This is a genomic window from Paenibacillus sp. FSL H3-0469 (assembly GCF_038051945.1).
Classification (GTDB): Bacteria; Bacillota; Bacilli; order Paenibacillales; family Paenibacillaceae; genus Paenibacillus_AQ.
Map to the genome: position 1 here is coordinate 599,163 of NZ_CP150302.1, position 14,195 is coordinate 613,357.

At 54.4% G+C, this 14,195-nt stretch carries 14 protein-coding genes; all 14 read left to right on the forward strand.

Annotated features, from left to right (window positions below):
- The first annotated feature begins 6 nt into the window (after nt 1-6).
- A complete protein-coding gene (locus NSS83_RS02670; RefSeq protein ID WP_341185875.1) occupies nt 7-807 on the forward strand; it encodes an ATP-binding cassette domain-containing protein in 801 nt (266 codons plus the stop codon).
- Nucleotides 792-1,646: an ATP-binding cassette domain-containing protein gene (locus tag NSS83_RS02675; RefSeq protein WP_341185874.1), complete on the forward strand. Its 855-nt coding sequence runs from the start codon at nt 792-794 to the stop codon at nt 1,644-1,646. The genes NSS83_RS02670 and NSS83_RS02675 overlap by 16 nt, the downstream gene beginning before the upstream one ends.
- Nucleotides 1,643-2,395 carry an energy-coupling factor transporter transmembrane protein EcfT gene (locus NSS83_RS02680; protein WP_341347616.1) on the forward strand — a complete coding sequence of 251 codons (753 nt, stop codon included), beginning with the start codon at nt 1,643-1,645 and terminating at the stop codon, nt 2,393-2,395. Before NSS83_RS02675 ends, NSS83_RS02680 begins: the two co-directional genes overlap by 4 nt.
- 54 nt (nt 2,396-2,449) lie before the next feature.
- Nucleotides 2,450-3,649, forward strand: coding sequence for a phosphoenolpyruvate hydrolase family protein (locus NSS83_RS02685; RefSeq protein ID WP_341185872.1), 1,200 nt, complete (start codon nt 2,450-2,452; stop codon nt 3,647-3,649).
- A 74-nt stretch (nt 3,650-3,723) separates the two neighbouring features.
- Nucleotides 3,724-4,941, forward strand: coding sequence for a Tm-1-like ATP-binding domain-containing protein (locus NSS83_RS02690; RefSeq protein ID WP_341347617.1), 1,218 nt, complete (start codon nt 3,724-3,726; stop codon nt 4,939-4,941).
- A gap of 26 nt (nt 4,942-4,967) precedes the next feature.
- Nucleotides 4,968-5,798, forward strand: a complete 831-nt coding sequence (locus tag NSS83_RS02695) for a phosphoenolpyruvate hydrolase family protein (RefSeq protein WP_341185870.1) — start codon at nt 4,968-4,970, stop codon at nt 5,796-5,798.
- Between the two features lie 685 nt (nt 5,799-6,483).
- On the forward strand, nt 6,484-7,854 hold the full coding sequence (locus NSS83_RS02700) for a NosD domain-containing protein (protein ID WP_341347618.1): 1,371 nt from the start codon (nt 6,484-6,486) through the stop codon (nt 7,852-7,854).
- On the forward strand, nt 7,851-8,399 hold the full coding sequence (locus NSS83_RS02705) for a nitrous oxide reductase accessory protein NosL (RefSeq protein WP_341347619.1): 549 nt from the start codon (nt 7,851-7,853) through the stop codon (nt 8,397-8,399). Before NSS83_RS02700 ends, NSS83_RS02705 begins: the two co-directional genes overlap by 4 nt.
- A gap of 2 nt (nt 8,400-8,401) precedes the next feature.
- Nucleotides 8,402-9,223 (forward strand): ABC transporter permease, encoded by an 822-nt coding sequence (locus tag NSS83_RS02710; protein ID WP_341185867.1) that lies wholly within the window; start codon nt 8,402-8,404, stop codon nt 9,221-9,223.
- Nucleotides 9,216-9,935 carry an ABC transporter ATP-binding protein gene (locus tag NSS83_RS02715; RefSeq protein WP_341185866.1) on the forward strand — a complete coding sequence of 240 codons (720 nt, stop codon included), beginning with the start codon at nt 9,216-9,218 and terminating at the stop codon, nt 9,933-9,935. Before NSS83_RS02710 ends, NSS83_RS02715 begins: the two co-directional genes overlap by 8 nt.
- The gene (locus NSS83_RS02720) at nt 9,932-10,456 is read left to right on the forward strand and encodes a redoxin domain-containing protein (protein ID WP_341185865.1); all 525 of its coding nucleotides are present in this window, start codon (nt 9,932-9,934) and stop codon (nt 10,454-10,456) included. The genes NSS83_RS02715 and NSS83_RS02720 overlap by 4 nt, the downstream gene beginning before the upstream one ends.
- Nucleotides 10,457-11,072: 616 nt before the next feature.
- Nucleotides 11,073-12,395: a sugar ABC transporter substrate-binding protein gene (locus NSS83_RS02725; RefSeq protein WP_341185864.1), complete on the forward strand. Its 1,323-nt coding sequence runs from the start codon at nt 11,073-11,075 to the stop codon at nt 12,393-12,395.
- Nucleotides 12,396-12,480: 85 nt separating this feature from the next.
- Nucleotides 12,481-13,362 (forward strand): sugar ABC transporter permease, encoded by an 882-nt coding sequence (locus NSS83_RS02730; protein WP_341185863.1) that lies wholly within the window; start codon nt 12,481-12,483, stop codon nt 13,360-13,362.
- Nucleotides 13,362-14,180, forward strand: a complete 819-nt coding sequence (locus tag NSS83_RS02735) for a carbohydrate ABC transporter permease (protein ID WP_341185862.1) — start codon at nt 13,362-13,364, stop codon at nt 14,178-14,180. The genes NSS83_RS02730 and NSS83_RS02735 overlap by 1 nt, the downstream gene beginning before the upstream one ends.
- The last annotated feature ends 15 nt before the right edge of the window (nt 14,181-14,195 follow it).

Sequence of the window (14,195 nt, forward strand, 5' to 3'; positions counted from 1 at the left end):
GCGCCAATGCTGATTTTTGACCAGGTGAATTATGATTACCGGCAGGGGGAGCCTGTGCTCCGCCAGCTTAGCTTCGGGATTCATCCCGGTGAATTCGTAGCCGTCACCGGAGCGAACGGCAGCGGCAAATCCACAGCCGCCAAGCTAATGAACGGATTGCTGCTGCCAAGGGCAGGAGAGGTGCGACTGGGAGCGCTGAGCACGTTGAAGCGCCAGGATCTCATGAGCATCCGCGAGCGGGCCGGACTGGTCTTCCAGAACCCGGACGATCAGTTTATCACGGCGTCGGTGCTGGATGAAGTGGTGTTCGGACTGGAGAATCTGCGGGTGCCGGGAGCAGAGATGAGGCAGCGTGCAGAGGCTGCCCTGCGGGCTGTGCAGATGGAAGCCTACGCAGACGCCGCTCCGCATCAGCTATCCGGCGGACAGAAGCAGCGGGCCGCCGTGGCTGCTGTTATCGCCATGCAGCCGGAGATTCTGATCCTGGATGAAGCAACCTCCATGCTCGACCCGCAGGGGAGACAGGAGCTTCTTCAGCTTCTGCACAGCCTGCACCGGCAAGGCCTGACGATCATCCACATCACGCATCATATGGATGAGGTGCTGGCCGCTGACCGCGTTCTGCTGCTAAACAACGGGGAACTGGCCTATGACGGGCCGCCTTCCCGCTTGTTCAGCAATGACTCTATGGCCGGGCAGGCGCTGGAGCTACCTTTTACAGCCAGATTGTATCAGGCTCTTGGACTAGATGTACCCGTAAGCGCGGACTGGAAGGAGGCGATCAGGCAATTATGGGCTATGCGTTAAGGGATATAAGTGTAAGGCTGGACGGCCGGGATATCCTGCGTTCGGTAAGCTGCCATCTGCAGGAGGGGAAGTGGATCTCGCTGATCGGCCGGACCGGGGCCGGGAAGTCTACTTTTGCCAAGGTGGTTAAAGGGCTGATTCCCTTCTATAGAGGCGAATACACACAGCATGGACAGCCTATGCCAAAAGACCGCCAGGGACGGCTGAAGGTGGTTCCGCAGATCGGCTATGTTTTTCAGTATCCGGAGCACCAGCTCTTTGCGGCGACGGTGGAGCAGGAGCTGGCGTTTGCGCTCACTGTGCAGGGGGTATCCAGAACAAGCGTGGACCAAGCTATTCATGCGGTTATGGAAAAGGTGGGGATACCCGCTGAGCTTCTTCCGCAAAATCCGTTCCAGCTCAGCGGGGGGCTGAAGCGTAGGGTGGCGATTGCTTCGGTGCTGATTGCGGACCCGGAGCTGCTGATTCTGGATGAGCCGGCGGCGGGGCTTGATCCAGGCAGCAGAAGGTCGCTGCTCTCCCGGCTCCGAAGCTGGCAGAAGGAGAACGGGCGGACGGTGCTGTTCATCTCCCATCAACTGGAGGACGTAGCCGAATATTCGGATGAGGTGATTCTTTTTCATGAAGGGCGCAGCTTAGGTCACTACGAGGTGAATGAATTATTCCTGAAGCGCCCGGAGCAGATGGAACAGGCTGGCCTGCCTCTGCCGGAGCCGGTGCAGCTCTTAAGACTCATGGAGCAGTTATCCGGGCAGAGGCTGGAGCCGGCAAGCTGCCGGGAAGCCGATATTATGGAACGTGTCAGGGCAGTCTGGCACGGCAAAGACAAGCTGGCATGAGCACTACGACCGCTTGGGGGCAGTATGTCCATTCCAATTCCGTTATTCACCGGCTTGATCCGCGGACCAAGCTGTTGAGCGTCGTTGTGTTCACCCTGTGCTGTATGCAGCTAAGATCACCCTGCGGATATTTGGCAGCTGCTGTACTTGCAGGGAGTTCCATACGGTTATCCCGTCTCCCGCTTCGTCTGTACCTCAGCGGCTTACGGCCGGTGCTCTTGTTCCTGCTGCTGCCGCTATGCTATCATCTTCTGTTCAACCGGAGCCAGGGCGGTATCATGACGGAAATATTCAACCTCTGGCGCATTCTGCTGCCGGTCGCGTTTGCCCTGGTCCTGACACGGACCACAAAGCCGCTGGATCTGGCCAAAGGCCTGGAAGTCATGTGCAAGCCGCTCGCCCGTCTGGGGATTCCTGTGGAAGCCTTCGCACTGATGGCCATGCTGGCGGTCCGCTTCATTCCGACCATCAGCCAGGAGCTGGACCGCATTCTTATGGCGCAGAAGGCACGGGGCTGCGAAATTGGGAGCCTCCGAGGCTGCCAGCGGATTCAAGCCTGCCTGCGTTTAATCATTCCGCTGCTGGCGACTACGATCGGCCGGGCCGAGCAGCTCGCTATGACCATAGAGGCCAGAGCTTACGGGGACGGGAGGGGCCGGACCTCGTTCAGAGTGCTGCACTTCTCGCGAATGGATGCTGCGGCAGGGGGAATCATGCTTGTGTATACTCTGCTGATTCTATCAGGCTAGCGGCCGTGGTAAGATGGACAAGAAGTGAACAAGGTTAGAGAGAAGGGATGAGACTTGAACCGGACTGCTATTCTGGAACGGCTCCAGACACAGCTGCGTGAAGGCAACCATATTATCGGCGTCTCGACAGGCACGGGAATTACAGCCAAGGTTGCCGCTGACAGCGGAGCAGACTTCATCCTCATGCTGAATTCGGGCAAGTTCCGGCAGATGGGGAGAAGCTCGCTGGCGGGGTTCCTGCCCTTCTGCAACAGCAATGAGATGGTGATGGATTTTGCCTCGAAGGAGATTGTGCCGCTGGTGAGGGACACTCCGGTGCTGTTCGGGCTGAATGCAAATGATCCAACGAGAGAAATGTCTCTATACATAGATGAGATCAAGGCCAAAGGCTTCGCGGGAGTGAATAATTATCCGACGGTCGGTCTGATCGACGGGGTGTTCAGAGAGGCACTGGAGGAGGATGGCATCAGCTATGAGAGGGAGGTTGAGGCTATACGTCTGGCTCATCAGCAGAAGCTGTTCACGGTGGCTTTCGTCTTCGACGAAGCCCAAGGCGTCCAGATGGCCGAAGCGGGGGCAGATGTGATCTGTGTGCATCTTGGCCTGACCGTAGGCGGATTGCTGGGGGCGCGAAAAGTGGTCTCCCTGGAAGCTGCCAAGGCGAAAGCCCTGCGCATTCTCACTGCCTGCGGGGAGGTTAAGCCTGAAGTCATTAAGATGATCTACGGCGGGCCGGTCAAGACTCCAGTTGACGTTCAGTACATGTACAGCAGCAACACGCAGATTATGGGCTACATTGGCGGCTCTGCCTTTGAACGGATTCCCTCCGAGCAGTCGATTACGGCTATTACCCGCGATTTCAAACGCCTGGGGAAGCTGGATGAGGATGATCTCATGGTCAAAATGCTCAGCGGCATTACCCGGCATTACGATTACGTAGAATTCGTCAAAGAATATGTCGCCCAGAATTACAGCGAGGAAGTAGTGTTCGCAGATCTGGCCAAGGTGGCGCATGTGTCGCGCAGTTATTTGAGCAGCTTGTTCAAAAAGGAAGTCGGGTGCAGCTTCCAGAACTATCTGGTCGGCTTCCGTATGCAAAAGGCTGCCATACTGCTCCAGGCCCCGCACCTGCCATTATCCGAGGTGTCTGCAATGGTCGGCTACCCCGACTATGCCCAGTTCAGCAGAATGTTCAAAAAGCTTATGGGCTGCTCGCCCAAGCAGTACAAATCTAACCTAAACACAAAAACATAGGACATAAAAGCGTTTTCATACATAAAAATGCCCGGTATGATGAATCTATGATTCGTATACGAGGAGGCAGGAGAATGAAGACAATCGCCATAGCTGGAACGTTTGATACGAAGGGTGAGGAGTACCTGTACATCAAGCAGCTTGCAGAGGAGCTGGGCCTCAAAGCCCTGATGATCCATACCGGTGTATTCGAGCCGGCCTTCCTTCCCGAGGTGTCTAACCGGGAGGTCGCTTCCGCCGCAGGGGTGGAGCTGGACGAGCTTGTTGCTAAGAAAGACCGGGCGTTAGCTACAGAGGTGTTGTCCAAAGGACTGGAGCGGCTCGTTCCCCGGTTATACCAGGAGGGGAAATTTGACGGCATCATTTCCTTCGGGGGCACCGGCGGAACTTCACTGGTTGCCCCTGCCATGAGAGCCTTGCCGATCGGCGTACCGAAGGTGCTGGTATCCACGGTTGCCTCCGGAAATACCGCCCCCTATGTCGGGACCAGCGATATTATGATGATTCCGTCTGTCGTGGATGTCTCTGGCCTCAATTCGATCTCGACGAGAATATTCAGCAATGCGATGTTTGCCATCGCGGGCATGCTCCTGTTCGAAGCAGACTATGAGCCGGAGAAAAAGCCGCTGGTAGCAGCCACCATGTTCGGAGTGACCACGCCGTGTGTGACCGAAGCACGCAAATACCTGGAGGAGCGCGGCTACGAGGTGCTGGTATTCCATGCTACTGGAATCGGCGGACAATCGATGGAGGCGCTGATCGAAGCGGGCTTCATTGAAGGTGTGCTGGATTTAACCACCACCGAATGGGCGGATGAGCTGATCGGAGGCGTCCTGAATGCAGGGCCGCACCGCCTGGAAGCCGCAGGCCGTAACCGTATTCCGCAGGTCGTTTCGGTGGGCGCCCTGGATATGTGCAACTTCGGACCGGCGGATACCGTGCCGGAGAAGTTTAAGGATCGCAAATTCTATCATCATAATCCTACAGTCACCCTGATGCGGACGACTGTGGAGGAGAATGAACAGCTCGGCAGGAAGCTGGCCGAGAAGCTCAACATGGCGACAGAGAGCACGGTGCTGATGCTGCCGCTTGGCGGCATTTCAGCCATTGATGTGGAGGGGCAGCCCTTCTATGGCCCTGAAGAGGATCGGATGCTGTTCGATACCCTGCACCGGCAGGTGGACCGCTCAAGAGTTGAGCTGATCGAAATGGACTGCGCAATTAATGATCCGGCCTTTGCCGAGGCGGCAGCCCGGAAGCTGATTGAGCTGATGCAGGCCGCGAAGGCCTGAACCACACAATAAGGAGGAGCTACTAAATGAATAAGCAGACCAGAGCTGAGATTATGGATAGATTCAAGCAAGAGGTAGAGGCGGGCAAGATTCTTCTTGGTGTCGGGGCAGGCACGGGGATTACCGCCAAGAGCAGTGAAGCAGGCGGAGCGGATATGCTGATTGTGTACAATTCCGGCCGTTACAGAATGGCAGGACGCGGTTCACTGGCAGGCTTGCTGTCGTATGGCGACGCCAATCAGATTGTGGTAGAGATGGGCTCGGAGGTGTTGCCTGTCGTCAAGGATACGCCCGTTCTGGCAGGGGTATGCGGCACTGACCCGTTCCGGGTGATGGAGGTATTCCTGAAGCAGCTGAAGGAGCAGGGCTTCAGCGGTGTGCAGAATTTCCCGACAGTGGGTCTGATCGACGGCGTATTCCGGCAGAATCTGGAGGAGACCGGAATGGGCTACGGGCTGGAGGTCGAAATGATCCGCATCGCCCATGAGCTGGATATGCTGACCACCCCGTATGTATTTGATCCTGAACAAGCGCGGGCCATGGCAGAAGCAGGCGCAGATATTCTGGTCGCCCACATGGGCCTCACCACCAAGGGCACCATCGGCGCAGTTACCGCGCTGACGCTGGACGATTGTGTGGAGCGTATTGAAGCAATTATCGAAGCCGGACGGGCGGTCAATCCGGAGATTATGATTATCTGCCACGGCGGCCCGATTGCCGAGCCGGAGGATGCGGCTTATGTCATTCAGCGGACGAAGGGTATCCACGGATTCTTCGGCGCATCGAGCATTGAGCGCTTCGCCGCGGAGCAGGGCATTACCCGCCAGACCGAGTCGTTCAAAGCGATTGGGCAATAAGCAAGAAGATAAGATCAAAAATTACAGACCACAGCCCGGCTTCCGCCGGTTGTGGTCTTTTTTTGTTATTATATGCTGCGATGAGGGATGGGGCCCCATACCCGTAACATTTTAGAGAAATGCTGCAAAATGTGCAACAATGCTGCCCAATAGAAGCGCCAGATACTGAAATCCTGCATGAAATGCAACAAAGCCAGCGCTAACTTGATTTAATCACCGGAATTCCTGCAAATGATGCAACAATGTACCATAGTCAGTAACATTTTTTAGAGAAATCCTGCAAAAAGTGCAACAATGCGATCCATACAAACGCTCCGTGAGAGGAAACGCTCAGAATTGGCGAGAGATAGGCGGAGCACCAGGACTGTACAATGCCAACGGCCGTCGCATGGTGAAGGGGATTGACGGCGAAAGCTTCCGTATGCTGAATTCATTCTGGGGCAAGGATGATCATGAAGTGTTCTTGCTTCAAGACAGGAGACGTGCAGAAGACGCCCGGTTCATCTATACAGTTACGGATAACAATACAATTAATCACATTTTAGACACATTTTTTTGTCCGGGATAGCTAAAATGGGCTATGGTCAGCGGAGCTTCTATTACCTACAATGGGAGCGTTATCATTGCACGGCTGTAAGGCTGGAATTGGGAACATTACTACGTCACTACGTCGAGGGAGTGAACAATGCTAATCTCACAAGGCTTTCGTCCATCCCGTTACACCAAAGTAAGGGCTGTACTGTTGGCAGGCTTGTTCATTATATGCCTGTTCTGCTGCCGTGAGGTCAATGCAGGGAGCAGTGCAGAAGCGGCTCTTCCGCTCCAGCCCATCATCGATTCAGCCCGTGAGGGAGATCTCATCACCCTGGCTCCGGGAACCTATTCGGGTCCGGTCCGGCTGGATAAGCGGGTGACGATTAACGGTAATGGCAAGGCGATTCTGCTGCATACAGCTAAGGACGAACAGGCTACGGTGCTAATCGCAGCAGACGGTGTAAGGCTTGAGAACCTGAAGATCCAGCAGAATAACGACGGGGAAGCAGCGGCTGTTCGTGTTGAAGCGGACAGAGTCACTTTGCAGGGACTGGTGATTCATTCGGCAGGGTACGGAATACTGCTGCGTGAAGCCGATGGCGGGGTGATCACGGACAATAAGATAAGCTGGTTCATCCCCAAAGGAGAAGCACCGGGAACGAGAGGCAACGGGATCGATCTCTATAGCTCTCACGGCGCTGTGATCCGTGGCAACGACATCGCTTATCTGCGGGATGGCATCTATCTGGAGAACAGCCGCAATACAGTGGTGGATCAGAACAAGCTCGCCTATCTGCGGTACGGGGTCCATTGCATGTATATCAATGGCTCGAAGGTCACTAACAACACCGGGGAATACAACATTACCGGCGCGATGGTGATGGGTGTAACGGATGTGGTCGTGTCCGGGAACTCCTTCCGCAAGCAGAGCCGGAATGTGCATTCACAGGGAATTCTGCTCTACGATGTGCAGAATTCAGAGATTATGAACAACCGGGTGGAAGGTAACCGGGTGGGGATTTACATGCAGCAGTCCTCGGATAACAAGCTGCAGCAGAACCTGGTGCTCCGCAACTATATCGGCGTGCAGTTCGAGAATGCAGAGGGCAACCGCTTTGAGCGTAACGGGTTTGTTGCGAATGTCATTGAGGCCCAGGCCACAGGCAGCAGGGACAATGAGATGAACGGGAATTACTGGGATGCCTTTGGCGGGCTGGATCTCACGGGGGATGGGGTCAGCGACCTGAAATATGCGATCAACCCCTTCTATCAGCAATTGGTTGCGGGCAATGCAGCGTATCAGTTGTTTTTCCAGTCGCCGGGGATGACCTTCCTGAGCGATATGTACACCGGCGGATCGGCAGGGTGGTCCACGGATTCAGCGCCGCTCATGCAGCTTGCGGCAGGTACAGTTAGCCCGGATCAGGCGGCAGGCGGACAAGGCACGGTCATGGTAGCAGGCTGGCTGCTGCTGTTCCTGTCCGTTATTACAATAATATACTTGGGGGTATTGCGGTTATGAAACGATGGAGCCTGGTCTTGATAGTAGCAATGAGTCTGGTGATTCTAGCGGCCTGCGGGCAGAAGAAGTACGAGCCGGTAGCGGTCAATGAAGACGTCGATATCTGCGTGGTCTGCAATATGCAGGTGAAGGATGATGCCTTCGCCACTCAGCTAACGACCAAGGACGGCAAGAATTACAAGTTCGACGATATCGGCTGCATGAATGAGTGGAAGAAGAGTAACGGCACGGAGCAGATCGGTATGGATTATGTCCGCGACTATAACGACAAGAGCTGGATTGAATTCAGCAAAGCGAGCTATGTGTATGACGCTTCTCTACGTACACCCATGGCTTATGGAGTGATCAGCTTCAAGGACAAGGCGGCAGCAGAAGCGTTCGTGAAGGAGCAGGGGGTAGGCGCTGTGCTGACCGCCGGAGAGCTGGCCTCCCATGAATGGAAGCAGAACAAGGATATGATGAACATGGGCATGCAGAGCGGGGAAGGTCATATGGAGGAGCATAGCTCAGAGGAAGGCACGCATTCCGAAGAGACGGATATGTGAGTATGGCTGACATCCTGCATATTGCCCGCAGAGAGCTTAAGATGGGCTTCCGCAACCCGTGGGCCTATTCTTTCCTGGTCCTATTCTGCACCTTCAGTCTCGGGCTGCTGCTGATCCATGCGAATAACGTAGTCGAAGGCTATACTGCGGTTACGGGCTCCATGCTGAGCCTGATTCTGTATCTTTTGCCGCTGATGACGTTATTTCTGGGCTCCTTCTCACTGACCTCGGAACGGGAAGATGGAAGCTGGCAGCTCTTATCCACCTATCCCATTGGAACCTTATCCTTTGTTCTGGGAAAATACACCGGTCTAGCCGCTGTCCTGCTGACGATTGTAGCGTTTGGTTACGGGCTGATGGGGCTGGTCAGCGGCCTGCTCGGGATGGCTTTTGCGGCGGATACTTACTTCCTGTTCCTGGCCTTCTCGGCAGGTCTGGTCTTGCTGTTCCTGACGCTTGCCCTCTTCATCGGCTCGTTATCCCGCAACCGCTGGCAGGCCTTGACGATCTCGGTAGCGGTCTGGTTCTTCGCCGTAATCGGCTGGCCGACGTTCCTGATCGCAGGCCTCGGGCTGCTCCCGTATCTCTGGATCAAGCCTGCTCTGATAGTGCTGACGATTCTTAATCCGGCTGAGCTGGTGCGCCTGTTCGTGGTGGTGAAGCTGGGCGGAGGGTCCGTCCTGGGACCGGAATATTATCAGTGGGTGGAATGGATTAGCCGCCCGGGCGGCAGTCTGCTGTTCCTCGGGGTCTGCGCGGCCTGGGTGCTGCTGTCCATCTTAGCGGTATATTGGATCTGGGAGAGGGGGCGTTCCCGTGGATAACCCGTTGTTGCAGGTGAAGCAAATCTCCAAGGTCATAGGGCGGCAAACACTGGTTGAAGAGATCAGCTTCCAGGTTCCCGGCGGCAGTATACTTGCCCTGTGCGGCGGGAATGGAGCCGGCAAAAGCACGGTGCTGCGGATGGTAGCCGGCATTCTACAGCCGACTTCCGGCGAAATTACGGTAAACGGGCTGAAGTGGAAGCAATCGCGCAAGCGCTTTTCCATGCAAATCGGCTATATGCCGGATGATTATCAATTCAGCCACGGATTGTCTGCGGAAGAGCTGCTGAATTTCTGGGCGGCATTGCGCCGGATTCCCAGACGCAAACAGAGAGTAGAGGAAGTACTGGCTCTAGTCGGGCTTGCGGATAAGCGCAACAGCCTGGTGACTACCTTTTCCAAGGGGATGCGCCAGCGTGTGCTGTTCGCGCAAGCGCTGCTGGCGAAGCCGCCGCTCCTGATTATGGATGAGCCGACCAACGGGCTGGACCCGTTCTGGATGAACGAATTCGTGAAGCTGCTGCAGGACATCCGGGAAGAGGGGCATACCGTCCTCTTTTCCACCCATCAGCTGGAGATTGCGGACCGGGTGGCCGATCAGATTGTCTTCTTGAATCAGGGCAAACATGTGGGGGCAGGTACGACCGCAGAGATCCGGGCAGAATTCGGTTCGCTGTACGCCGCCTTTCACCACAGTCTGGGGCTGGGATGAAGCTGCGCCGGATCGTTACTCTGGTGATTATTGCCGCTGCCTTTGCTGCCGGAATCTGGGTGTACCTTCAGCAGTCCAGCCAGCCTCCGGCCGGGAGAATGACTGCAGGTGCTTCAGCTCCGGCGTTCGAAACGGTAACCTTGCAGGGGGAGAATGTGAGTCTCAGTGAATACAAGGGCCGGGTCGTGCTGCTTAACTTCTGGGCTACCTGGTGTAAGCCTTGTATGCGGGAAATGCCGCTCTTAAATGAACTAAGCCAATCCGCAGAGCTTCCAGTCGAGACCTTGTTCGTGAACGCTGGAGAATCTAAGGGGACGGTATCGGAGTATATGGCGGAGCAGCAATTCTCTTTTCCCGTAATTATCGATGTTACCGGAAGGATATCTGCCTCGTATAGCGTCAATGCACTGCCGACAACTTATATCATCAATAAGGCGGGCGGGATAAGCAAAATCGTGGCCGGAGAGATCGGAGATCTCGATACGCTCAAGCAATGGCTGGCTGAGGCTGGAGCTGAATAATTATATTCTATACAAAGTATAAAAACGGTAAGCTCTCCCAAAGTCATGAAATACAGATAATTATTATCTTTCAAAAAAAGCGAAACAGACGATTTAACTGTTTCGCTTTTTTTATCTCAGAAGAAAATTCCCAGAAGGGATTTTTTACTTTTTAGCAATTCTGCCCAACTTTTCAAAGCGGGTGTTGTTCTTCAGGGGCATTTGGCTTGGCGTAACGGACTGAGGTGCTCTTATCCGGGAAGAAAGTCGTCACTTGGGCGATTAACGGACTCCACAGGCCTTATCCTTTGCGCGTCAGCTCCAAAACGACTCGTAGAAGGACGATAAGGTCGCCTGAGTCCGTTACACTGCAAAAAGTGGCATTTTCGCGGGGATAAGATCTCTCCGGTCCGTTAGATTTTGGGTGGATAGGGTTTAACAAGCTTATCCATTCTTTTTAAATCTGATTTTAGAACTCAAAAAAAGAAAAATTATTTCTTTTTTTAATTTATTTTAGGAAAAATACTTCATTTAATTAAAATTTCTGCTATACTCATTGCAAAGAGGGAGCAATAAGTCAGGAATCCTGACGCGGGAAGGGCGCTCGCCTTACACTTAATCTGAGGGGGAATGTGGTGTGGGAACTAACAGAAAGGGCTTCACAGTATCGCTGCTGCTGACCATGTCTATGCTGCTTGCGGCTTGTGGAGGAAATGGCAATACCAAGGGGACACCGGATGCCGGAAGCACCGGAGCACCCGGCACGGGCGCTGAAGCTACGGCTGCGGCAGAGCCGGTGAAGCTTGAATTCTGGACGATTGCACTTCAGCCTACGTTCAATGATTACTTCAATAATCTGATCACCCAGTATGAGAGCAGTCACCCCGGGGTGACGGTGGAGTGGAAGGACTATCCCTATGATGCAATCTCACAGCGGCTGTTGACTAGTACAGCGAGCGGCAAGAGTCCCGATGTCGTGAATCTGAACACCGAATTCGCCAGCCAGTTAGGCAGTAAGGGAGCGCTGCTGAATCTGAACGAGTACCTGACGGATGAGCAGGCGAAGAGTTATTTTGAGGGGATTTATAATTCTACGGTATTGGGCGGCCAGGCTTACGCGCTTCCCTGGTACACAGGCACAGAGGTGCTGTTCATGAACAAAAAGCTGGTAGAGAAGGCCGGCCTCGACCCTGCCAGTCCGCCGCAGACCCGTGAGGAGCTGGTGGAGTGGGCCCGCCAGGTTCATGAGAAGACCGGGGCTGCGGGATATGCGCAGCAGCTGGTCTCCAAGCTGTTCCCGATTGACGGCATCCCGATTCTGAACGAGGACAAGACGGCCGCAGCCTTCAATACGCCGGAAGCCGAGGCCATGATCACCCAGATGCGCGATCTGATGAAGGAAGGCGTGGTACTCAAGGAGGATGCGGACTTCAGCAAGCAAATCCAGTATTTCTCCGGTGAGCAGGTGGCCTTCCAGCTATCCGGCCCGACGTTCATTAACTTCATTAAGACCTCCGCGCCGGATGTCTACAAGAACACCATCGCTGTCCCGCTGCCGACAGGCAAAGCGAATCTGCGTCTCTCCAACTCCATGAACCTGGTGGTGCCGCAAAAGTCGAAGAACCCGCAGCAGGCTGTCGAATTCGCCGCCTTCATTACGAACGCCGAGAACCAGACAGCCTTCTCCAAGGTCGCCAACACACTGCCGTCAAGCAAGGCGTCGATTCAAGATCCGTTCTTCACCGACTCTGACGGTTCACTCGAAGCTGAAGCGAAGGTGGCTTCCTCGCAGAGTCTCGACAAGGCTACCGATTATATGGTCGGCGTCCCAAGCGCCGCAGATATTAACTCTGCACTGGCACGGGGCCTGCAGGAGATTCTGATGAACGGCGCAGACATCAAGGAGACGCTGAACAAGGTAGAGAAGGAAGTCAATAATATTATCAGTCAGGGTTCCTAAGTTGCTGAAGCATAGCTGATAAGGGGGAGTTTCTCCCCCGATTCATATCAATTGAGGGTATTTGAAGGAGTGGGAGGTGTAGCGGGTGTACAAGGGGTTTCGGTCTGAATCTTTTACTGCATGGGCGTTTATGGCGCCGGGGCTGCTGTTTCTGGCGGTGTTTACCTTTTGGCCGATTATATACGGAGTACCGCTCTCATTGACAAATTATTCGGTCATTGCCGAGACGAATTATGTAGGTCTGGATAACTTCACCCGGGCCTTTCAGGATCATAATTTCCTGATTTCACTGTGGAATTCACTGGTATATGTGCTGATTGTGCCGGTGATTCAGATCATTTCGATCTTAATGGCGATTCTGGTCAACAGCCGGATTCCTGGAGTCAAAATGTTCCGGGCCGCCTACTATATACCTGTCGTGACCTCGATGGTTGCGGTAGCGCTGATCTGGAGCTGGCTGCTCGGCAATAACGGAGTTGTCAATTACCTGCTGCTGAAGGCAGGGATGATCAGTGAACAGGTCTCCTGGTTGTCCACGAGCAGCACGGCGCTGTATGTTCTAATGTTCATTACGATGTGGAAGGGTCTCGGCTATTATATGATGCTCTATCTGGCTGGGCTTCAGGGCATTCCGGCAGATCTGTATGAGGCTGCCAGGGTGGATGGTGCAGGGCCGCTGCGGCTGATTGTACATGTAACGCTGCCGCTGCTGCGACCGCATATTCTGTTCTGTACACTAATCTCGGTGATGGGCGCGATCCGGGTGTTCGATGAGGTCTACATTCTGACCAAGGGCGGGCCGGGAACGTCCACGCTGACCTCAAGCGTCTATATTTTTCAAAAAGGGCTGGAGCAGTTCAACTTCGGCTATGCCTCGGCGCTCGGGCTGATCGTCAGTGTGATGGTGGGAGCGCTTAGTGTACTTGTATTCAGACTGAACCGGAAAGGCGGGGTGAATTCCTATTGATGCCGCGTAGCTTACGTTATTTCATAACATACCTGCTGCTGATCCTGCTTGCCCTGTTCATGATGGGTCCGTTCCTGTGGCTGCTCAGCGTCTCGCTGATGCCGGGGCGCAACGTGTTTGCGAACCCGCCGGCGATTCTGCCCACCTTCATTGCGTTCGACAACTATGTGCAGGTGTGGAACTTCATGAATTTCCCGCGTTACATTCTGAATACGGTCATCATCACGCTGCTGGGAGTCGTGTTCAACATTATACTGTCCTGTCTGACAGCGTATCCGCTGGCAGCCTTCCGGTTCAAGGGCCGAAATCTGGTCTTCACACTGCTGATCTCGACCATGATTATTCCGTCGGCAACCGCCATGATTGTGCATTATCTGACGATTCAGGCTTTTCAGCTGGGCAATACATTCTTCGGTGTTGTTCTTCCGGCTGCGGTATCCGTGTTCAATATCTTCCTGATGCGGCAGACATTCCTGGGTATTCCGGCAGACATCCGGGATTCGGGTAAAATGGACGGAGCCTCCGAGCTGCGGATCTTCATCCAACTGGTGATGCCGCTCGTCAAGCCGGGAATTGCCGTCATCGGGCTGCTGGAGGTCATGGCCTTCTGGAACAACTTCCTGTGGCCGATTGTCGTATTGGACGACCCGGAGAAGTATCCGCTCGCGGCGGCCCTGACGTATCTGAACGGGCAATTCTCCTATAACTTCGGCTGGATTGCCGCCGGAACCATGATCTCGGTGCTGCCGATCATCCTCGTGTTCCTATTCACGCAGAAGTATTATATGGAAGGGATTGCCGGAGCTATAAAAGGCTAACTAAGGAGGCACAAC